This is a genomic window from Streptomyces sp. NPDC002076, assembly GCF_053593835.1.
Window position 1 is genome coordinate 354,905 of sequence record NZ_JBSFDI010000001.1, and the last position, 20,124, is coordinate 375,028.

The window sequence follows — 20,124 nt, forward strand, 5'->3', positions numbered from 1 at the left end:
TCACGGTCGTACACGACGGGTGTGACCAAGCTCCGAGACCGGTTTGCGCAGCGCCGGTACGGCCCGCCGCCGGGCCGCGTACCCTGTCCCCCAACCAGCAGCCCTTCATGAAGCGAGCCTCCGGCCATGCCCACAACACCTGAAATGTCGATGGACATGACGACCGTCGGTGACACCGGTCTTCTCGACACCCTCCAGCACGAGGTGGCGGTGTTCGCCCGGCGTGCCGAACAGACGCGGCTCGGCGGGGTCGGGCAGGTGCGCAACTCCATGGACCGCGCGGCGTATCTCCTGCTCAACCGCCTCGACAAGGAAGGCCCGATGGGCGTCAAGGCGCTCGCCGCGAGCATGGGCATCGACTCCTCCACGGTCACCCGGCAGGTGGCTCCGCTGGTCGACACCGGGCTCGTCAAGCGCACCTCGCACCCCGAGGACGGGCGTGCGGTGGTCCTTCAGCTGTCCCCGCGCGGGACCGCCCGGCTGGAGGAGGTGCGCTCCTCCCGGCGCCAGCTGATGGCCGAGTTGACGCAGGACTGGGCACCGGAGGAGCGCGAGCAGTTCTGCACGCTCCTGACCCGGTTCAACCGCGCGCTGTCCGCGCGGATGACGGTGCAGGGGCCGGCGCCGGCGGAGCAGCCGCCGGCGTCCTGAGCACGGGCTCCCACCGCGGACACGCACGGGTCCGTGCCGAAGTCTTGACCCCGGGCCCCCGCTGGCCTCATATGAGACCGGGTCCTGTGTCGTTCGTACGCGGTTCACCTGTCCCGTACCGGACAGGGCCTCTCCAGGGGGAGGCGCGGTGCGTGATCGGCAGGCGTCCCGGGGTGCCCGCCGGGCCCGGGAGTTCGAGGCGTTCGTCGCGGGTGCGGCCGGACGTCTGCTGCATGCCGCCACGCTGCTCACAGCGGAGGCGCCGGATGCCAACCCGCGCGCGCGACGCCTGCTGACGCTCGCGCTCGCCCACACCTACGCGCGCTGGGACCGGCTGCACGGCGAGGACCCGTACGACTGCGCCCGCCAGTACCTGGCCACCCGCTTCGCACGCGCGACGTGGCACCAGTACGGCGCGTTCGGCCGCACCCGCCCGAATCCGCGCAGCCCGCTCGCCGCGCTCACCCCGCAGGAGCGGCTGATCCTGGTACTGCGCCTCTACGAAGGCGTCGCCGAGGAACAGGCAGCGGCTCTCCTCGGACTCCCCCGGGAACGCGTCCACACCATCTGCGACCGCGCCACGGCCACGCTGCTGCACCCCCCGAGCCGTCCCGCAGCACGGACGGCGGGCAGGGAGGTGGCGCCGTCATGACAGCGGGACCCCGGCCTGACGGGAGGGCGGCGTGAACCGGTCCCAGCGGGAGGCCGCCGCGCGGCAGATCATGGAACAGGCCCCGGCGCCGGTGCCGCCGGACCTCTGCGGGGAGGCGGTGCGCCGTGGCGAGCGCCTGCTGCGGCACCGGCAGCTCGTCCGTCGGGTGCTGTGGCTGCTGGCCTGCGCCGCAGCCGTCGCGTTCAGCGTGTGGGCGGCCCGAGTGCACCCGTGGACGGAACCGCCCTCCCAGACGACTCCGCCGATCACCGGCTGGTGAGCCGGGGCGTCGTACGTTCGCGCCCCGCGGCGGAGCCACCGGTCACCAGCCACCGGCCACCCACCAGGAGCCCCGCCGGCCTGCGTGACCCGGCCCCGCCTCAGGGCGTCCGTTCGCGTCAGCCCAGCGCCTGCTGGAGGTCGGCCAGCAGGTCGTCGACGTTCTCGATACCCACGGACAGGCGTACCAGGTCGCCGGGGACCTCCAGTGCGGAGCCGACCACGGAGGCGTGCGTCATCCGGCCGGGGTGCTCGATCAGGGACTCGACGCCGCCGAGCGACTCGCCGAGCGTGAACACCTTGGCTCGGTTGCACACCTCGACAGCGGCCTCCTCGCCGCCGTCGACGCGGAAGGACACCATGCCGCCGAACGTCTTCATCTGCTTCGCGGCGACCTCGTGACCGGGGTGCTCGGGCAGGCCCGGGTAGAGCACGCTGGTCACGCGCCGGTGCCGGGTCAACATGTCGGCGATCTTCGCGGCGTTCTCGCTGTGCCGGTCCATCCGCACCGCGAGGGTCTTGGTGCCGCGCAGCACCAGCCAGGAGTCGAAGGGGCCGGCGACGGCGCCCATCGCGTTCTGGTGGTAGGCCAGCTCCTCGCCGAGGCCCTGGTCGGAGACGATCAGCGCGCCGCCGACCACGTCCGAGTGGCCGCCCATGTACTTGGTCAGGGAGTGGACGACGACGTCCGCGCCCAGCGACAGCGGCTGCTGGAGGTAGGGCGTGGCGAAGGTGTTGTCGACGACGAGCTTCGCGCCCGCGTCGTGCGCGACGGCGGCGACGGCGGCGATGTCGGTGATGCCGAGCAGCGGGTTGGAGGGGGTCTCCACCCAGACGGCCTTGGTCCTCGGGGTGATCGCGGCCCGTACGGCGGCCGGGTCGCTGGTGTCGGCGACGGACCACTCCACGCCCCAGCGGGTGACGACCTTGGCGAAGAGGCGGAAGGTGCCGCCGTAGGCGTCGTTCGGGATCACCACGTGGTCACCGGGGCTGAGCAGCGTGCGCAGCAGGGTGTCCTCGGCCGCCAGGCCGGACGCGAAGGCGAGACCGCGACGGCCGCCCTCCAGCGCGGCGAGGTTCTCCTCGAGGGCGGTGCGGGTGGGGTTGGCGCTGCGGCTGTACTCGTAGCCGCCGCGCAGCCCGCCGACGCCGTCCTGCTTGTAGGTCGAGACCTGGTAGATCGGCGGGACGACCGCGCCGGTGAGGGGATCCGCGGTGTTGCCCGCGTGGATCGCGAGGGTCTCGAAGTGCTGACTGATGTGCCTGTCACTCATGTGCACCGAGCGTAGTGCGCCTGGCCGGATGCTGACGCCCGCCCGGCACAGGCGGCACCGGACGAAGGGTTTTCCCTGCGTGGACCCCGTACGGACACCGCCCCCGGAGTGTCCTGTCATGAACGGGACCGGAGTTTTCCACAGCCTGGCGGCGGGGTTGGCCAATTGTCGGCGGCGTCTGGTTCGCTTGGGGCATGTCGATTCTCTGGCTGCTCATGGCGCTGCTCATGCTGAGCTTCGTGCTGCTGTCGGTCATGCGGCGCAGGCGCGGCGTGATCGAGCAGGTCCCCCCGGGACACCCGGACGCCGCCGACCCGGCGGCCTATGGCTTCGTGCGCCAGGAGGAGCTGGACCTGCGCATGCCCGGCCCGGACCAGGACCTGCTGGACGTCCTGGAGTTGGTGCAGCGCACGCAGGACTATCGCGCGGCCTCCCAGCTGCTGGCCGGCACCGAGACCGAAGGTGAGCTGCGCTGGCAGCGCGTCCAGGCCTTCGCGGGCGCGGCCGCGCTGGAGCTGCAGCAGCGGCCCGGCGGGGTGCACGAGACGCCGGGGGGTCAGTGGCTGCGGGTGTGGCGGGCCGAGCAGCCCAAGGACGCGGGGTGCGCCGCCGTCTACGCGGAGTTCCTGGTGCAGCAGGCCTGGCGGACCTCGACGCCGGGCACGGACGACTTCCGGATCATCATGGAGGAGGCCCGGGACGCGTGCGCCCAGGCGGCTCTGCTGGCCCCCGGCGACCCGGTGCCGTACATCGTCGAGCTGTCCATCGCCCGCGGACTCGCCTACTCCCAGGCCGAGTTCGACCAGCTGTGGCTGAAGATCCTCGACCGCGCCCCGCAGCACATGGGCGCGCATCTGGCCGCGCTGCACTACTGGTGCGAGAAGTGGCACGGCTCGCGCGAGCAGGCGTACTCCTTCGCCGAGGCCGCCGCGGCCCGCGCGCCGCAGGGCTCGCTGCTCGCCGCGCTGCCCCTGTTCGCGGTCTTCGAGCACCTCCCCGAGGTGAATCTGGTGGCGGGCTTCTACCAGAGCGAGGTCGTCACCAAGGCGATGCACGGCGCCCTGCACGCGGTGCACTCGGCCCGCCCCGACGACCCGATGCTCGCGCACGTCCGCCATCTGCTGGTCTTCTTCCTGGTCCGCGCCGAGCGCTGGCAGGAGGCCATGCACCAGCTGATACACGTGGACGGGCACATCGGCGCCCTGCCCTGGACGCTGTCCGCCGACCCGGCCGCCGAGTTCGCCCTCTACCGCGCCCTGGCGGTGGCCGGATACGAGGCCAACGGCGGCAGCCCGGCCACCCTGCCCGGCTGAACCGCCGACCGGGGGCAACGGCGTGGGCACGCAGTACCGCTCGGCGATCCACACCCACCCCCCGGCCCAGACCACCACCGCCGAGCCTCCCAGAGCACGTACCGGAAGGTCCTGACCGCCTCCGGCCACGGCCGGATCACCACAGAAATCCAGTACCACCTGCCGGCGGACAACGATCAGTCCGCCCGGACGGCCACAAGCTGGGCGTCCACGGCAACGACACCGTCGACGCCCTGACACAGACCCACGGCCACTGGAACGAGACGCGGTTCCGGGACGTGACCCCGCAGCGTAACGGCGCCGTCCCGGACCTCCACCGCGACGGTGCCCTTCTCCAGACCGAGGATGCGCCCCAGGACGTCCCGCTCGACCTCGACGCGGATCTCGACGTCGGAGCGGATGAAGACGTCCAGCAGATCGCTGCGGCTGACGATCCCGGTCAGGAGCCCGTGGTCGCCGACCACCGGCAACTGCTTGACGTGCCGCTTGCGGAGTTCCCGCGCGGCCCGGGGGATCGTCCAGTCGGCACGGGCCGTGAAGACGGGGCTGCTCATGAGTGCGCCCGCGGTCCGGGCCCGGGCCTTGCCCCATGCGTGCTCGTCATTCCCGTCCCGCCCCTGCGGGTCGGGCATGCCGGTCTCGTGCCGCAGCACGTCGGAGGCGGACACGACGCCGATGGGAGCGCCCTCGTCGTCGACGACCGGGGCCGCGGCGATGTCGTTGGCGTCCAGCAAGGCGGCGATCTCGTGGAAGGGTGTGTCGGGGCGGACGGTGATGACCTCCTCGGTCATCACGTCACTGACCGTGCGGCGGTGCAGCATGGCATCGGCCTCCTCCACTTCGCGACGGGGCGGAGCCCCGGCCCCCCGGCCGCTCGTCCACACCCGTCTCCCTACCCATGACAACACCGCGCCGCCCCGGCGACCAGTGACGTTCGGCCTGGCGGAGGGGCCGGCTGCCCCACAGCGCGTGTGCACCGTCTGTCGCCCGAAAGGCCGAGCAACAGATGCGTCACCCGTACGGCGGCCCTGGCGTGCAGCCGGTTGCCGCACCCGGAAGCCTAGGATCCGTCACTGGACTACGAGGAAATATCCGCTTCGTCAAGGTATGGCCGGACCCGCGCCGAGATCGAAGGAGACGGGATGTCGCACCGCGCCGGCAAAACCCGTTGGCGGCGCTTCGCGGCAGTCCTGGTACCGAGCATCGCAGCCTGCGCGGCCCTGGGCATCGCCATGGGGCAGGGGGCACTGGCCGCGTCGTTCCTCATCTCCGGCCAGAGATTCCAGGTCACCGCGGACACGCTGACCGCTCGCGGCCTCAGCATCTACGGCATGGTGGACGTGACCAGGCAGGGCGAGCGTGTGCCGGTCCAGGTCACCGGATCCCGGCACTCGACGATCAGCGGGCTGTGCGAGTCCGTGGTGATCGAGGTGCCGGTGCTGGGCCCGCAGACGCTGAAGCTCACCGGCGGAGACAAACGACCGGTCGAGGCATCGAACCTGTTCCTCGACACGGCATTCCAGTCGGCCGGGCAGGCGGAATTCCGTGGACTCGACCAGGGCATCGCACAGGGGGAGATCACCAAGGGCCCGATCAATCCGGGCGACAGGAACTCGCCCTTCTTCGACCCCAACGGCTTCGGGCAGCAGGCCACGTCGGTCACCCTGACCGACGTGCATGTGACGGCGGTCGCGCTCTCTGCCGGTACGTTCAGCATTCCCGGCCTGCGCGTGCAGATCGAGCACGGCCGCCACGAATGCTCCTGAGCCCCGGGCGGGCCGCACCTGCCGAACGCCCCCGCAACCGCGCCGCCCGGCCCCGCGTACGCCGCACCCGCTGATCAGGAAGATACGTGAGCACCAATCTCCTCGGCAGACGAACCCGATTGCGCGTCACCGCGGCGCGCGCCCGGCACAGGTTCAGAACCTGGCGTGGCGAACGCCCCTTCTGGGCAGGGCTTTTCACCTCGACGGCGGGATTGCCCATCCTGTACTGGCCGTACGCGAATCTGGACCTGGCCGGAATTCCGCTGGCCATGTCGACCACGTCCGGTGCCGGAGCCCTGATCATCGGCGTTCTGCTCATCACCCTGGGGCTCACCCTCTGGTACCAACCGCACCTCCGCGTGTTCGCCGGAATCGCCACTCTCCTGCTCGCCCTCGTCTCCTTCCCCGTCGCGAACCTCGGCGGCCTCTTCCTCGGACTGATCACCGGTCTGATCGGCGGCTCCCTGGCCTGCTCCTGGACTCCCGTCGCCACCGAACCGTCGCCGGCGCCGGCGGACTGTGCGTCCACGGCCGTTCCGGCAGGAGAAGCCCGACGTGGCAACTGACCACGCCCATCGGACCACGGACTCCTCCGCCCCCGAGCCCCGCCGCCCGGGCCGTACCCCACCGCCCCACCGCATGCTCGGACGACTACCACGGCCCATCGCCTGCGCACTGGCCGCGGCCGCCGTGCCCCTGGTCCTGCGCCTCCCCACACCCTGGCCGACGCACCCGCTCCCCACACCCGCCGACACCGGCACCCCCACAAGCGCCACCCCGCAACCGGCCGGTCCGGCGCGGACGCTCCCCCGCTTCGGGGCGGCACCGGCACACGCCGCGCGGCCGTCCGCGAGCACCGCACGAGCGGCCACGGGGGCCTCGTGGTCCCTCTCCGACGCACCGCTCGACCCACCGCCGGCCCGCCCTACGACCATCTCCTGGGTACTGCGCGCCGACCGACTCGTACTCCGAGCCGTCGGCTTCCGCGGTGTGGTCACCGTACGCACCGCAGCCGGGCCCATTCGCGCACTGAAGTTCGTCGCCCGGTCCGTGGATGCCGTCAACCTCGACGTCACCGCGGGCCGAGGCCGCGCAGCGGTGCGACTGCAGGCCAGGTCCAGGACCACGCTCACAGGCCAAGGCGGCAACGGCGTGGTGACCCTCTACCTCCGCAATCTGTCCGGCACGGTCACCTCCCTCGGCGGCGCCTCTCTCCCCGCGAACCGCACCGTCGCCGTCACGCCCGACGCCGTACCTCCCTGGCTGGCGCACCTGGTCACCCGTACACGCACGATCACCTGCGTCGACGCGACCGTTTCACCAGTCGCGCAATTCGGCGGCAACCTGTCCATCACGGAACCGCTGCTCCACGCCCCGGCCGGGTGACCCGCGGCCCCGAGCGGGCCCGGGCCGGGAGGAACCGGAGAGTCGCGGACGGAGAACACAGGGAGGAACATCGGAGTCACGGAGGCAAGGTGGTGGCTATGGGGACGCCGTCGATACATTTCAGCGAGAGTCCGGAGGATCCTTTCGCCCTCGGGCGTGGCGCCTCGGCCGTGCTCGACGATCAAGGCACCGTGGTCGGCTGGAGCGCACGTGCGCAGGAGTTGCTCGGCTATCCGGCCAAGGAAGTGATCGGACGCGCCTGGCAGCACCTCCTGATCGACGCCCGTGACCTGCCCGTCGCGCGGTCCGTCGTCGCGGACGCCATGAAGGCGGGGGGATGGTTCGGCGTCCTGACCGTCCGGCACCGCGACGGACGCCGTGTGGAGATGGGTTTCCGGGCCCGTGCGGTCACCCGGGAGGGCGGCGGTCAGGAATGGCTCCTCGTCGGTGCTCCTGCTCCGGAGGTGATCGCCTGGCAGCGGGACCGCGCGCTGCTGGACGGCCTGTACCACCGGTCCCCGATCGGCCTGGTCGTCCACGGCCCGGACAGGAGGGTGATCCGGGTCAACCGCGCGGTCGAAAAGGCGAGCGGCGTCCCGGCCTCGGCGCCGGTAGGCCATCGCCCCCGCGAATTCATGGTCGACGAGGACGCAGGTCCGGCAGAGGAACGGGTACGGCACGTCTTGGAGACCGGCGAGCCGTTGATCTTCACGGAGCAGTCCGCCCGGGCACGCCACGATCCGGGCCGGGAACGGATCGTGTCCGTCTCGGCGTTCCGGATGGAAGACCCCTCGGGCCGGGTTCTCGGCGTGGCCGAGACGATCGAGGACGTGACCGACCGCCACCGGGCGCAACGCAGACTCGCCCTGCTGAACGAGGCGAGCGCCCGCATCGGAACCTCGCTGGACGTGGCACAGACGGCTCGGGAACTGGCCGAGGTGGCCGTGCACGGGCTGGCCGACCACTGCTCGGTCGACCTCCTCAAACCCGTGACGCTGGGCGACGAACCAGTTCCCGGTACGGCGGGCCCGCTGCTCCGGACTGCGCTCGCACCACCGGAACGCCGCGTCCCGTTCCAGGAGGGCGAGGTGGTCCCGCTGCTTCCGGAATCCCCACAGGCGCGGTGCCTGGCCGAGCGTCGCCCGATCCTCGAAGGGCTGCTGTCCCTGCGCCCCGAGTGGTACGACATGGACCGGCGGCGGATCGAGATCGCCCTGGGCCTCGGCGTTCATTCGCTGATCGCGGTCCCTCTGGTCGCGCGCGGCCTGGTACTGGGCGTGGTGAGCCTGTGGCGGTCGCGCAATTCCGAGCCTTTCGAGGACGACGATGCCGCGGTGGCCCGGGAACTTTCCTCGCGCGCGGCCGTGTGCATCGACAACGCGCGCCGCTTCACCCAGCAGCAGAGCGCCGCTCTGACTCTTCAGCGCAGTCTGCTGCCGAGCGCGGCGTCCGACCTGCCGGCCGTGGAGGTGGCCTGCCGGTACCTCCCGGCCAGCGGTGAACCGGGCATCGGCGGTGACTGGTTCGACGTGATCCCGTTGTCAGGGGCCCGGGTCGCCCTCGTGGTGGGGGACGTGGTCGGCCACGGAATCCACGCCGCGGCCTCGATGGGCCGTCTGCGTGCCGCCGCGCGCACCCTGGCCAGCCTCGACCTGGAACCGGACGAGGTGGTGGCGCGCCTCGACGATCTGGTCAGTCTGCTGGCCGCCGAACAGGAGGCGAACCACGACGGCAACCGGTCGGCCATCGAGCAGGTGCTCGGGGCCACCTGCCTCTACGCCGTCTACGATCCGGTCTCCCAGCGCTGCTCCCTCGCACGCGCCGGCCATCCGGCGCCGATGGCGTCCACCCCCGACGGCGAGGTGACCGTGCTCGATCTGCCCGCGGGTCCACCGCTCGGCCTGGGCGGACTGCCATTCGAAACGTACGATCTGGACCTCCCGGAGGGCAGCCTGCTCACGCTCTACACCAACGGCCTCCTGGAGGCACGCAACGGCAACGTAGACGCCGCGCTGAAGAACCTGCGCGCATGTCTCACCGACCCCACGGAACCTCTGGACCAGATCTGCAACGCCACGGTCGAAGCGCTGCTGCCCAAGGGCCACCTCCCCACCGACGACGTCGCGCTGCTCATCGCTCGTACCCGGGCGCTACGGCCACAGAATGTCGCCTCATGGGAGCTGCCCCTGGAAGCGACCGCCGCCGCCCGTGCCAGGGAGTTGGTCACGGCGAAGCTGACCGAATGGGGACTGACCGAACTGGCCTTCACCACCGAGCTGGTCGCCAGCGAACTCGTCACCAACACCTACCGGTACGCAGCCGGCCCCGTCACCCTGCGCCTCATCCGTACGCACTCTCTGATCTGCGAGGTGTCCGACACCAGCCACACGTCCCCCCATCTGCGACGGGCCCTCAGCACGGACGAGGGCGGACGCGGTCTCTTCCTGGTCGCGCAGCTCACCGAGCGGTGGGGCACCCGCTACAGCCACGACGGCAAGACCGTCTGGACGGAGCAGCCTCTTCCGCCCGCATCAGGCCCGTAATTCCGGCGACGGAGGCGGGCCCTCCCCCGTAGATTCACCGCTCGCCAGGTCACGGAAGCCACACAAGGTGCACAGCGACGGGGGAGGAAACCGGTGAGCACGTTTCTGATCGGTGGCGGGTGGGACACCGCCGAGGTGTACGAGCCGTTCGTCGGGGCGGTCGGCGCAGGCCGGCGCATCGGGTGTCTGATCGTCGACGAGGGGGACGGGTCGGCGCAGTTCGAGCGGTATGCCGAGGTGCTGGGCAAGGCGGGAGCGGGCACTCCCGTGCCGTTGCTCGTGCCGCTCGGCGGCCGGTTCGAGCCGGAGTCGGCGCTGGACGGGGTCGACGGGCTGCTGGTGTGCGGTGGGCTGACGCCCGCGTACCAGGAGGCGCTCGGGGACTGCCAGGAGCGGCTGCCGGCGCTGCTCGCCGGGCGCGGGATGCCGTACGCCGGGTTCTCCGCCGGTGCCGCGGTCGCCGCCCGGCGGGCCGTGGTCGGCGGGTGGCTGATGGACGGGGTGCCGGTGTGCCCGGAGGAGACCGGGGAGGACCTGGCGGAGATCGAGGTGCGGGCGGGGCTCGGACTGGTGCCGTTCGCGGTGGACGTCCACGCCGCCCAGTGGGGGACGCTCGCGCGGCTGGTCGCGGCGGTCGGGCGGGGTGCGGCGCCGTACGGGGTCGCCGTGGACGAGAGCACCCTGCTCCAGGTGGTGGACGGCGAGGTCCGGGTGGCGGGGCTGGGGCGCGCCCATGTCGTGCGGCCGGACGGGGACGGCGGGGTGCTCGTGCGGGCCTACCGCGCGGGGGAAGCGTTCTCGATCGCCTAGGCCCGAGCCGCACCCGCCCGCACCCGAAGGGGCGGGCGGGAACCGCACGAGCGACCACGACGTCCCCGCACCCGACGCCAGGGGGCACCCCGAGCCGGCCGCCCGTCAGATGGTCGCCGTGTCGATCACGAAGCGGTAGCGGACGTCGCTCGACAGCACCCGCTCGTACGCCTCGTTGACCTGCTCCGCGCTGATCAGCTCGATCTCGGCGCCGATGCTGTGCTCCGCGCAGAAGTCCAGCATCTCCTGGGTCTCGGCGATGCCGCCGATCATCGAACCCGCGAGGGTCTTGCGGCCGCCGATCACCGAGAACAGGTTCAGGGCGATGGGCTCCTCGGGCGCGCCCACGTTGACCAGCGCGCCGTCCACCTTCAGCAGCGACAGCAGCGCGCCGAAGTCCATCGGCGCCGAGACCGTGGAGACGATCAGGTCGTAGGTGCCGGCCAGTTCGGCGAAGGTCTGCGGGTCGCTGGTGGCGTAGTAGTGGTCGGCGCCCAGCTTCAGGCCGTCGTCCTTCTTGCGCAGGGACTGCGACAGGACGGTCACCTCGGCGCCCATCGCGTGCGCGATCTTGACGGCCATGTGGCCCAGGCCGCCCAGTCCGACCACGGCGACCTTCTTGCCGGGGCCAGCGTTCCAGTGCCGGAGCGGCGAGTAGGTGGTGATGCCGGCGCAGAGCAGCGGGGCCGCCACGTCCAGCGACAGGCCGTCGGGGATGCGCACGACGTAGTTCTCGTCGACGACGATCTTCTCGGAGTAGCCGCCGTAGGTGGGCTCACCGTCCCTGCCGACGGCGTTGTACGTGCCGACCATGCCCTTGAGGCAGAACTGCTCCAGACCCTTGAGACAGTTCTCGCACTCACGGCAGGAGTCGACCATGCAGCCGACGCCCACCCGGTCCCCGACGGCGAACTTCGTCACACCGGGGCCGGCCTCGGAGACCACGCCGGCGATCTCGTGGCCGGGCACCATGGGGAAGATGGCCTCGCCCCAGCCCTCGCGGGCCTGGTGGATGTCGGAGTGGCAGATTCCGGCGAACTTGATGTCGATCAGGACGTCGAACTCGCCGACCGCCCGCCGTTCGATGGTGGTCCGCTCCAGCGGAGCCTTCGCGGCGGGGGCGGCGTACGCAGCAACAGTGGTCATGCCGGGGTTCTCCTAGCAGGTGTTCCGTGCCCGGCCGACTTCCGACCGGGTACGGCCCCAGCCTGCCGCGGTCCCGGCCGGCCACCCAGACCACGCCTTTGCGTACGACCGCCGTGCCTATCACTGGCGGGGTCAGGCTGGTGCGCGTACGACCAGGAATACTGGACGTATGGCACACAGGGACTCAGAACCGCAGGCCGCAGCGGCCGCCGGGCGGCCGCTGGACCGGCGGGCCGAGCTGAGCGAGTTCCTGCGCAGCCGGCGGGCCCGGCTGAAGCCGGAGGACGTGGGGCTGCCGGACTTCGGACGGCACCGGCGGGTGCCGGGGCTGCGCCGTGAGGAGCTGGCGCAGCTGGCCGGGGTGTCGGTGGCGTACTACACCCGGCTGGAACAGGGCAACGGTCGGAACGTCTCGGCGGAGGTCCTGGACTCGATCGCCCGGGCGCTCAGGCTGACGGACGCCGAGCACGCGCATCTGACCCACCTGGCCAAGCCGAAGTCGCACAAGAAGAAGCCGGCGGCACGGCAGCAGCAGGTCCGGGTCGCGCTGCGGCAGCTGCTGGACACGATGGACGGCGTACCGGCGTACGTCGTCGGGCGCCGCTCGGAGATCCTCGCCTGGAACCGGATGGCGGCGGTGGTCTTCGGCGACTGGGCGGAGCTGCCGGCGGGCGAGCGCAACTGGGCGCGTCTGGTGTTCCTGCACCCGGACTACCGCGAGCTGTTCATCGACTGGGAGCAGAAGGCGATCGACATCGTCTGTGCCCTGCGCATGGACGCGGGCTGCCACCCGGACGACCCGAAGCTGTCGGCACTCGTTGGCGAACTCTCCGTCAAGAGCGAGGAGTTCCGCCGCCTGTGGGCGACGCACGACGTCAAGGAGAAGAGCCATGGCGTCAAGCGTCTGCACCACCCGCTGGTCGGCGATCTCTCCTTGAACTTCGAGGGCTTCCGCCTGGCGGACGACTCCGAGCAGTCGCTGATCACCTATCACGCCGAGCCGGGCTCCCCGTCCGCCGACTCCCTGCGCCTCCTGGCCAGCTGGGGCACGGACGCGACGCGCGCGGTGCCGTCGGCGTAGGCCTTCGTACGACGCGTTCGTACGACGAAGGGGCACCCGGAGCTCACTCCGGGTGCCCCTCGCTCGTTCAGCGGGCGCTACGGCTCACTTGCCGAAGTACGCGTCGTAGATCGTGATCTCCGACGTGTTGCCCTGCTTGTCGGTGATCTCGGCGCGGAAGGAGACGGACTTGCCCTTCGCCGGGTTCTTCACGGTGATCCTGCCGCCGCGGACGTCGACCTTCGTGAAGGTCTTGCCGTCGTAGGAGACGTACACCGCGAGGGACTTGAGGTTGCGGCCCGCGGCCGATCCCTCGACGGTGACCGGGAAGGTGACGGTCCTGCCGGCGGCGACCCGGCTGTCCAGGCCGGTCGTGGCGCCGTAGTGCAGCACGGACGCCGGGAGCTGGACGGCGGCGCCGGACACCTTCTTGGAGCGGAAGGTCCAGGTCGCGTCGATCCGCGAGGAGGCCTGGGCGATCCTCGCCGAGCGCTTGACCGAGGTGGTCAGCCGGTACGCGGCGTCACCCGCCGGGACCTTGAAGGTCGTGTCGCCGAACAGCGGGTCCTCGTTGGAGCCGACCTTGGTGCCGTCGCGGTACAGGGTCGTGTTCACCGAGGTGAACTCCGAGTACCCGGCGTGCCTGCCGGAGTCGGCGAACAGCGGCAGCGAACCGTAGATCTCGTCGCCGTTGCGGAACAGGCCGAGGTCCTTGTCGACATGCGGGCCGAAGACGGCGGTGTTGACCGTCCGGGTGTAACTGTGGCCGGCCTTGAAGGAGGACTGGCCGAGCATGTAGCCCGCGTCCTGGACCGGGAAGCCGTCCTGGTCGCGCCCGCCGTACTGGCTGAAGTCCAGGTCCCACAGGACCCCGCCGCCCGCGGACACGTGCAGGGTGCGGGTGCCGGGCAGCTTCTGCGGGATGTCCACGGAGGAGGCGCTGGAGCTGCCGGGCAGCCAGCCGATGGCACTGATCGAGCCGGTCTTGCCGCTCGCCGCGGCACCGAGCCGGGCCTTGACGGTGGCCAGCTCACCCGCCTTCCAGTGCTTGGTGTAGCCGGTGGCGAGCTGCCTGACCGGGCCGCCGGAGGTGACGTCGTACTCCTCGCTCGTGCCCTTGCTCCAGTGGCCGTCCCACTGCTGGAACAGCTGGCCGGCGGGCAGCTTCGGGCCCAGGTGGGCGGTGCGGAAGTTCTTGTACGAGTCCAGGAACCAGCTGTAGCTGTACTCGCCGTCGCCGAGCGTCAGGGAGTACCCCGGCGCGGCGAACTCCGGCTTGGCGCCCGAGGCCGGGACGGTGATGTCCACCGGCTTGGCCTTGCGCGCGTCGATGGTGACGGTCTGCTTCTTGGAGACGGTCAGCTTCGGCTCGGCGATCCAGTCGGTGCCCTTGGTGCCGCCCTTGTCCACGAAGACGGCGGAGTTCAGGATGTATGTGCCCTTGGGCGCGCGCACCTTCACCGTGCCGGACTTGTCGTACGGGCTCAGCTCCGTGCCGCTCGCCAGACCGGCCACACCGCTGAGGGTGGCGTTGTAGAACTGGGCCGGCTTGCCGTCACGGCCGATGACCTTGAGCGTGATGTCGTACGACTCCACCTCGCGCTCCACCGCGGCGGCCGTGCGGACCGTCTGGCCGGGGCCGGTCGCGGTCACGTACGCCGAGTAGGCGCCGTCGAGGGTGCCGCCGAGCCTGGTGTCGGCGGTGAGGCCGACGGAGGCCTTGCCGTGCGCGGGGACCGTCAGCTTCGTCGCGGCGAGCTTGAAGAAGCCCGACGGGGCCGCGTGGCCCTTGGGGTCGAGGGCGGTGCTGCTCAGGCTGAGCGTGACGTCCTTGTCGCCGAGGTTGCGGTACGTGACCTTCTTGGTGACCGGCTTGTCGTCGGTGTGCGGCCACTGCTGCATCCCGAAGCTCACCGACACCGGGTCGGCGATCACGGACTGCCCGATGGCCTTGTCCACCGCGATCCGGCCCGAACCCTGCTGGTACGGCGTGTAGTTGCCGCCCTTGGCGGAGCCGGTCAGCGCGCCCTTCAGCTCGGCGTAGCCCCAGTCGGGGTGCTCCTGTTTCAGGATCGCGGCGGCACCCGCGACGTGCGGGGTGGCCATCGAGGTGCCGGAGATGGTCAGGTAGCCCTCGGGCTTCTCGCCGACCTCCTGGTCGATGACGCTGCCCTTGGCCGCGGCGGCGGTGATGTCCACGCCGGGCGCGGTGACGTCGGGCTTGATGGCGTAGTCGCCGAGGCGCGGGCCGGTGGAGGAGAAGTCGGCGAGCTGGTCCTTCTTGTCGACGGCGCCGACGGTGAGCGCGGCGTCGGCGCTGCCCGGCGAGCTGATCGAGTCGGGCCCGTCGTTGCCCGCGGCGATCGCGAACAGGATGCCCTTGGTGGCGGACAGCTTGTTGACCTCGGCCTCGAGCGGGTCGATGCCGGGGCTGTCGTAGCCGCCGAGGCTGAGGTTGACGACGGAGGCGCCCTGCTGGGCCGCCCACTCCATGCCGGCGAGGATGCCGGAGTCGTCACCGGAGCCGGTGTCGTCCAGGACCTTGCCGTTGAGGATCTTGGCGTCGGGGGCGACCCCCTTGTACTTGCCGCCCGACTTGGCGCCGGTGCCCGCCACGATGGAGGCGACGTGGGTGCCGTGCCCGAAGTGGTCGGTGGCGTCGGCGGCGCCGGAGAAGTTCTTGGACGCGATCACCTGGTCCTTGAGGTCCGGGTGGCTGGTGTCCACGCCGGTGTCCAGGACGGCGACCTTCACGCCCTTGCCGGTGTAGCCGGCCTTCCAGGCGACCGGGGCTCCGATCTGCGGCACGGACTTGTCGAGGGAGGCCTTGCGGACGCCGTCGAGCCAGACGTGTGCGATGCCGGAGGCGGTGGTGTCCCCGCGGGTGACGGCGTGCCACAGCGCGGCGGTGTCCTTGACCGGCGTCTGCACGGCGTCGGCGTTGAGGGCGCTCAGGCTCCGGCGCAGCTTGCCCGCGCCACGGATGTCCGCCTTGGCGGCCGCGGCGGATCCGGTGTAGCCGACGATGACCTTCAGGCCGTTCTTCTGGGCCCGGCGGGTGGCGGCCTTGTTCAGCTCGGTGACGTCGAACAGGCGCTGGTCCAGCTTGCCGGAGGCGACCAGCTGGGCCGCGTCGACCGGGATGACCAGCGTGTGGCCATCGGTCCTGCGGACCTGGAAGGGTATGTGCTCGCGGCCCTTGGCCCGCTGGAGGCCGACGATGCGGCCCTTGGCGTCGAGGACGACACGGTCACCGGTGATGAGCGTGACATGGGTCTTCGCCGTGAGCGCGGAGGCGGCGGCCGGGGTGCGCTCGGCGGGCCTCGCCGTCGCCGGGCTGGTCATACCCGCTGCGAGGGCGACGGCTGCGGCCGTGGCCACACTGGCCGCAGCAGCTCTTTTCACTTGTCTGCGCAAGTTCTCCCCCTGGAGATGGAGTACCGGGCGAATTCCCCGCTCACCCGGCCGGGGGTGGTCTCGTACGCAGGAGCGTCAACCCCCCGGGTCACGCAGTATGCCGGGGGGTGATCAGTCGGCTCAATGGATGAGAGGACGGTAAGAAAGAGCGACGGGAAACTGTTACGCCGTGGCCGGGACACCGTTACACAACCGCGAAGTGCACTGGCTGCGAACGGCGTTACGGGCCGTCAGGCGCCCGCGTTCTCCTTAACCGTGATCTTTCCCTTGCGGATGGTGGCCAGCCGCGGGGCCTTCTTCGCGATCGCGGAGTCGTGGGTGACCATGATGAAGGTCAACCCGTGCTCCTTCCACAGGCGTTCGAGTACATCCATGATCTCGTCCCGCATGCCCTCGTCGAGGTTGCCGGTCGGTTCGTCGGCGAGCAGCACCTTGGGCTTCTTCACCACGGCCCGGGCGATGGCGACGCGCTGCTGCTGCCCTCCGGACATCTCGCCGGGGAGGTGGGAGAGGCGTTCACCGAGGCCGACGGACTTCAGTGCGTCGGCGGCGAGTTCGCGGCGCTCCTTGACCTTGATGCCGAGCGGGACGAGGGCCGTCTCCACGTTCTCCTGGGCGGTGAGGGTCGGGATGAGGTTGAAGGACTGGAAGACGAAGCCGATGTTCTCGCTGCGGACACCGGTCAGGCGGGCCTCGCTGAGCTTGGCCAGGTCGGTGCCGTCCAGGACGACTTCGCCGGAGGTGGGGCGGTCGAGACCGCCGAGCATCTGCAGGAGGGTGGACTTTCCGCCGCCGGTGGGGCCCTGGATGACGAGTCGGTCGCCGTCGGCGATGGTGAGGTCGACGCCGTCGAGGGCGTGGACGGTGTCCTTGCCGCGGGTGTAGCGCTTGGTGACGTTTCTGAGTTCGTACACGGTGGCTCCTGGGGAGGGTTCGGGGGTGCCTTCGGGGCCGCTTGCGCAGCCGGCCCCGGCTACTCGACTCGGCGCAGGGCATCCGCCGGACGGAGCCTGGACGCGCGCCAGCCGCCGAAGGCGCCCGCGACGAGGCCGCCGGCCACCGCCAGGCCCACCGCCAGGGCGATCGTCGTGACGCTGACCGGGGCCGTGAGGGCGACCTCGAGGGACTTCGCCGCCTGTCGGCCGGGGCCGCCGAAGCCACCGCCACCGGGCCCGCCGCCGAAGCCGCCACCACTGCCGTCGCCCAGCTGGGCCTGCAGGGTCGGGCTGATGGCCGTGACCGTGTACGCGCCCGCCAGGCCCAGGGCGATGCCGAGGGCGCCGCCGACCAGGCCGTTGACCACGGCCTCGCCGATCACCTGCCGGGTCACCCGGCCCGACTTCCAGCCCAGCGCCTTCAGCGTGCCGAACTCGCGGACGCGGCGGGAGACCGCGGAGGAGGTCAGCAGGCCCGCGACCAGGAACGCGGCCACCAGCACCGCGATGGACAGCCACTTGCCGACCTTGGTGGCGAGGGAGGAGGCGGTGGACAGCGAGCCGGAAACCGTCTTCGCCAGGTCGGAGGAGGTGGTGACCGTCGTACCGGAGACGTTCTTCTGGATGGCGCTCTTGACGGAGTCGATCTTCTGGGAGTCGGTCGCCTTGACGTAGATCGTGGTGACCTTGTCCTTCTCGCCGGCGAGGGTCTGCGCCTGCTTCAGCGGGATGTACAGGTTGGCCGCCGAGTCGCCGCTGTCGGCGGTGGCGATGCCGATCACCTGGAACTTGGTGCCCTTGACGGTGACGGTCGAACCGACCTTGTACTTCTTCTCCTTGGCGTACGCCGAGTCGACCACGGCCACCTCGGCGTCCGTCTCGGTGGTCTTGAAGGTACGGCCGCTGGTGATCTTCGAGGAGGTCAGCGGGCCGACCCCGGTCCTGGTGACGTCCGTGCCGTAGACGGTGTACTGGTTGATGTCGAAGTTGGCGCCGCCGCCCTTGACTTCACCCTGCGGCTCGCCGGTGCCGCCGCCGCGCTGGAATCCGCCGGTGCCGCCGCCGTTCTGCTGGAACTGGCCCCGCGTGAACTGGCCGCTGACCTTGAACACGTTGAGGCTCAGGCCGCCGACCGCGGTCGAGACGCCCTGCTGGCCGGCGACCTTGGTGACGGTCGAGGAGGACAGGGTGGTGAGGCCCTGCACCATGACCCGGTCGCTGCTCTGGGTGGACTTGTCGTCATTGTTCTGCGCGCCGAACTGGAAGCGGGGCCGCTGCGAGCTGCTTCCGGTCGGTGTCTGCGCCTTGGTGACGGTCATGTCCGTACCCAGGCCGTACAGCGACTGCAGGACCTTGTCCTGGGCCTTCCCCATGCCGCTCGACACGGAGTTGACCACGATGACCAGCGCGATGCCCAGCGCGAGGCCGGAGGCGACGACGAGGGCCGCCTTTCTGCGGCGGCGCAGTTCGCGCCTCAGGTAGGTGAAGAACATGGCCCGCAAGCTAGGTACGGACCGTGACCGCACCCTAAGGCCGGCATAAGAGATGCATGAGAAGGCTGCGTCCCGGCCCGGAAACGCCGGTGCCGCCCTCGAAGGGCGGCACCGGGAAGCTGTGGGACGGATCGTCGGACCGTGAACCGTCAGACGGCCGAACCGGCCTTCCACTGGGCCCAGTCCATGTTCCAGCCGTTCAGGCCGTTGTCCGGGGCGACGGTCTTGTCGCCGGTGTTCTGGACGACGACCACGTCACCGATCAGGGAGTGGCTGTAGAACCAGGCGGCCGGGGTGCTCGCGTCGCCGGCGCCCTTGACGTCCTGCAGGCCGACGCAGCCGTGGCTGGTGTTGACGTTGCCGAAGACGGACGGCGCGCCCCAGTAGTTGCCGTGGATGAAGGTGCCGGAGTTGGTCAGGCGCATGGCGTGCGGCACGTCCTTGATGTCGTACTCGCCCTTGCCGTCGGAGTCCTTGAAGCCGACGGTCGCGCCGTTCATACGGGTCTGCTTGAACTTCTCCGAAATCACCATCTGGCCCTCGTAGGTGGTGTGCTCGGGGGCGCCGGCGGAGATCGGGATGGTCTTGACGACCTTGCCGTCCTGCGTGACCTTCATCTGCTTGGTCTTCGCGTCAACGTAGGAGACCTGGTTGCGGCCGATGTGGAAGGTGACCGTCTTCTGCTGGATGCCGGTGACGCCGGGCGCGCCCTGGACGCCGTCGAGGGCGAGTTTCAGGGTGACGGTGGAGCCTTCCTTCCAGTACTGCTCCGGACGGCAGTCCATGCGGTTGGCGTTGAACCAGTGGCAGGCGACCTCCTGGCCGCTGCTGGAGGTGACCGTGACGCCCTTCTGCACGGCCGCCTTGTTGGTGATCGCCTTGTCGAAGTTGATCGAGACCGGCATGCCGACGCCGACCGTGGCGCCGTCGTCCGGGGTGAAGGTGCCGATGAAGCTGTTGGCCGGGGAGACGGTGGTGAAGGACGCGTTCTCGTTGGCTATGCGGCCCTGGGCGTCCTTGGCCGCCGCGGCGACCTTGTAGGTGGTGGAGCGCTGCAGCTGGACGGTGGGCTTCCAGCTCGTCCTGTCGGCGGAGAGCTGACCGGCGACGGCCTTGCCGTCCTCGGTGGTCATCGTGACGCCGGTGAGGGTGCCCTTGGTGACCGTGACGGCGGCGGAGTTGTTGATCGAGGCGTTGTCGGAGCCGTCCTTCGGCGTGATCGTGATCTGGGCCTGGGAGGACTTCTTCGCGGCCGCCGCGTCGGCCTGGGCCTGCGAGGATTCACCCTTGTCGGACGCCTTGGCGTTGCCGCCGCCGGAACAGCCCGTGAGGGCCAGGACACCACCGAGCAGTGCGGACGCGGCCATCAGACCCCTGCGCCGCTTACTGTCCGTCATCA

17 protein-coding genes and 1 pseudogene are annotated in these 20,124 nt (G+C 70.8%); 11 read left to right on the top strand and 7 right to left on the bottom strand.

The annotated features are described in order from the left end of the window. The first annotated feature begins 144 nt into the window (after window positions 1–144). The 3 genes from ACWCQS_RS01665 (at window position 145) to ACWCQS_RS01675 (ending at window position 1,583) form a co-directional block, all read left to right on the top strand. A complete protein-coding gene (locus tag ACWCQS_RS01665; RefSeq protein ID WP_451003006.1) occupies window positions 145–651 on the top strand; it encodes a MarR family winged helix-turn-helix transcriptional regulator in 507 nt (168 codons plus the stop codon). A gap of 148 nt (window positions 652–799) precedes the next feature. Continuing rightward, on the top strand, window positions 800–1,303 hold the full coding sequence (locus ACWCQS_RS01670; RefSeq protein ID WP_451002615.1) for a sigma factor-like helix-turn-helix DNA-binding protein: 504 nt from the start codon (window positions 800–802) through the stop codon (window positions 1,301–1,303). A gap of 31 nt (window positions 1,304–1,334) precedes the next feature. Then, window positions 1,335–1,583, top strand: coding sequence for a hypothetical protein (locus ACWCQS_RS01675; RefSeq protein WP_388620122.1), 249 nt, complete (start codon window positions 1,335–1,337; stop codon window positions 1,581–1,583). Between the two features lie 118 nt (window positions 1,584–1,701). Here the strand turns inward: ACWCQS_RS01675 and ACWCQS_RS01680 are convergent, their stop codons facing one another. Continuing rightward, window positions 1,702–2,856 carry a cystathionine gamma-synthase gene (locus ACWCQS_RS01680; protein ID WP_451002616.1) on the bottom strand — a complete coding sequence of 385 codons (1,155 nt, stop codon included), beginning with the start codon at window positions 2,854–2,856 and terminating at the stop codon, window positions 1,702–1,704. 194 nt (window positions 2,857–3,050) lie between these two features. Here ACWCQS_RS01680 and ACWCQS_RS01685 point away from each other — a divergent pair, with 194 nt between their 5' ends. Together ACWCQS_RS01685 and ACWCQS_RS01690 are read left to right on the top strand one after the other, a co-directional pair. Next, entirely contained in the window at window positions 3,051–4,169 is a 1,119-nt protein-coding gene (locus ACWCQS_RS01685) for a hypothetical protein (protein ID WP_451002617.1), read from the top strand. After that, a pseudogene (locus tag ACWCQS_RS01690) lies at window positions 4,120–4,340 on the top strand (hypothetical protein); the annotation flags it as partial. The gene ACWCQS_RS01685 and the pseudogene ACWCQS_RS01690, both read left to right, overlap by 50 nt. A gap of 5 nt (window positions 4,341–4,345) precedes the next feature. Here the strand turns inward: ACWCQS_RS01690 and ACWCQS_RS01695 are convergent. Further along, window positions 4,346–4,990 carry a CBS domain-containing protein gene (locus ACWCQS_RS01695; RefSeq protein WP_451002618.1) on the bottom strand — a complete coding sequence of 215 codons (645 nt, stop codon included), beginning with the start codon at window positions 4,988–4,990 and terminating at the stop codon, window positions 4,346–4,348. A gap of 321 nt (window positions 4,991–5,311) precedes the next feature. On the opposite strand from ACWCQS_RS01695, the gene ACWCQS_RS01700 reads away from it, so the two are divergent. The 5 genes from ACWCQS_RS01700 to ACWCQS_RS01720 all read left to right on the top strand — a co-directional run bounded on the left by ACWCQS_RS01700 (window position 5,312) and on the right by ACWCQS_RS01720 (window position 10,674). Next, window positions 5,312–5,935, top strand: a complete 624-nt coding sequence (locus ACWCQS_RS01700) for a DUF6230 family protein (RefSeq protein ID WP_451002619.1) — start codon at window positions 5,312–5,314, stop codon at window positions 5,933–5,935. An 86-nt stretch (window positions 5,936–6,021) separates the two neighbouring features. Then, complete coding sequence (locus ACWCQS_RS01705) at window positions 6,022–6,501, top strand: DUF6114 domain-containing protein (RefSeq protein WP_451002620.1); 480 nt, start codon at window positions 6,022–6,024, stop codon at window positions 6,499–6,501. Beyond that, complete coding sequence (locus ACWCQS_RS01710; protein WP_451002621.1) at window positions 6,491–7,321, top strand: hypothetical protein; 831 nt, start codon at window positions 6,491–6,493, stop codon at window positions 7,319–7,321. The genes ACWCQS_RS01705 and ACWCQS_RS01710 overlap by 11 nt, the downstream gene beginning before the upstream one ends. Window positions 7,322–7,419: 98 nt before the next feature. Next, window positions 7,420–9,864 carry a SpoIIE family protein phosphatase gene (locus tag ACWCQS_RS01715; protein WP_451002622.1) on the top strand — a complete coding sequence of 815 codons (2,445 nt, stop codon included), beginning with the start codon at window positions 7,420–7,422 and terminating at the stop codon, window positions 9,862–9,864. A 93-nt stretch (window positions 9,865–9,957) separates the two neighbouring features. Then, window positions 9,958–10,674, top strand: a complete 717-nt coding sequence (locus tag ACWCQS_RS01720; RefSeq protein WP_451002623.1) for a hypothetical protein — start codon at window positions 9,958–9,960, stop codon at window positions 10,672–10,674. 105 nt (window positions 10,675–10,779) lie between these two features. On the opposite strand, the gene ACWCQS_RS01725 is transcribed toward ACWCQS_RS01720, so the two are convergent. After that, window positions 10,780–11,820, bottom strand: coding sequence for an NAD(P)-dependent alcohol dehydrogenase (locus tag ACWCQS_RS01725; RefSeq protein WP_451002624.1), 1,041 nt, complete (start codon window positions 11,818–11,820; stop codon window positions 10,780–10,782). Window positions 11,821–11,989: 169 nt separating this feature from the next. Between ACWCQS_RS01725 and ACWCQS_RS01730 the strand changes: the two genes are divergently transcribed. Next, window positions 11,990–12,901 (top strand): helix-turn-helix domain-containing protein, encoded by a 912-nt coding sequence (locus tag ACWCQS_RS01730; protein ID WP_451002625.1) that lies wholly within the window; start codon window positions 11,990–11,992, stop codon window positions 12,899–12,901. An 84-nt stretch (window positions 12,902–12,985) separates the two neighbouring features. On the opposite strand, the gene ACWCQS_RS01735 is transcribed toward ACWCQS_RS01730, so the two are convergent. The 4 genes from ACWCQS_RS01735 to ACWCQS_RS01750 form a co-directional block, all read right to left on the bottom strand. Then, a complete protein-coding gene (locus tag ACWCQS_RS01735) occupies window positions 12,986–16,225 on the bottom strand; it encodes a S8 family peptidase (RefSeq protein ID WP_451003007.1) in 3,240 nt (1,079 codons plus the stop codon). Between the two features lie 302 nt (window positions 16,226–16,527). Continuing rightward, window positions 16,528–17,211: an ABC transporter ATP-binding protein gene (locus ACWCQS_RS01740; protein ID WP_451002626.1), complete on the bottom strand. Its 684-nt coding sequence runs from the start codon at window positions 17,209–17,211 to the stop codon at window positions 16,528–16,530. 59 nt (window positions 17,212–17,270) lie between these two features. Next, on the bottom strand, window positions 17,271–18,725 hold the full coding sequence (locus ACWCQS_RS01745) for an ABC transporter permease (protein ID WP_451002627.1): 1,455 nt from the start codon (window positions 18,723–18,725) through the stop codon (window positions 17,271–17,273). A 149-nt stretch (window positions 18,726–18,874) separates the two neighbouring features. Beyond that, entirely contained in the window at window positions 18,875–20,122 is a 1,248-nt protein-coding gene (locus tag ACWCQS_RS01750; RefSeq protein ID WP_451002628.1) for a L,D-transpeptidase, read from the bottom strand. Between the last annotated feature and the right edge of the window lie 2 nt (window positions 20,123–20,124).

Bases quoted from the DNA above. Each gene is read 5' to 3' on its own strand.
- ACWCQS_RS01730 (WP_451002625.1), top strand. From the start codon at position 11,990: ATGGCACACAGGGACTCAGAACCGCAGGCCGCAGCGGCCGCCGGGCGG.
- ACWCQS_RS01745 (WP_451002627.1), bottom strand. From the start codon at position 18,725: ATGTTCTTCACCTACCTGAGGCGCGAACTGCGCCGCCGCAGAAAGGCG.
- ACWCQS_RS01715 (WP_451002622.1), top strand. From the start codon at position 7,420: ATGGGGACGCCGTCGATACATTTCAGCGAGAGTCCGGAGGATCCTTTC.
- ACWCQS_RS01685 (WP_451002617.1), top strand. From the start codon at position 3,051: ATGTCGATTCTCTGGCTGCTCATGGCGCTGCTCATGCTGAGCTTCGTG.
- ACWCQS_RS01680 (WP_451002616.1), bottom strand. From the start codon at position 2,856: ATGAGTGACAGGCACATCAGTCAGCACTTCGAGACCCTCGCGATCCAC.
- ACWCQS_RS01665 (WP_451003006.1), top strand. From the start codon at position 145: ATGTCGATGGACATGACGACCGTCGGTGACACCGGTCTTCTCGACACC.
- ACWCQS_RS01725 (WP_451002624.1), bottom strand. From the start codon at position 11,820: ATGACCACTGTTGCTGCGTACGCCGCCCCCGCCGCGAAGGCTCCGCTG.
- ACWCQS_RS01735 (WP_451003007.1), bottom strand. From the start codon at position 16,225: ATGACCAGCCCGGCGACGGCGAGGCCCGCCGAGCGCACCCCGGCCGCC.
- ACWCQS_RS01750 (WP_451002628.1), bottom strand. From the start codon at position 20,122: ATGACGGACAGTAAGCGGCGCAGGGGTCTGATGGCCGCGTCCGCACTG.
- ACWCQS_RS01695 (WP_451002618.1), bottom strand. From the start codon at position 4,990: ATGCTGCACCGCCGCACGGTCAGTGACGTGATGACCGAGGAGGTCATC.
- ACWCQS_RS01700 (WP_451002619.1), top strand. From the start codon at position 5,312: ATGTCGCACCGCGCCGGCAAAACCCGTTGGCGGCGCTTCGCGGCAGTC.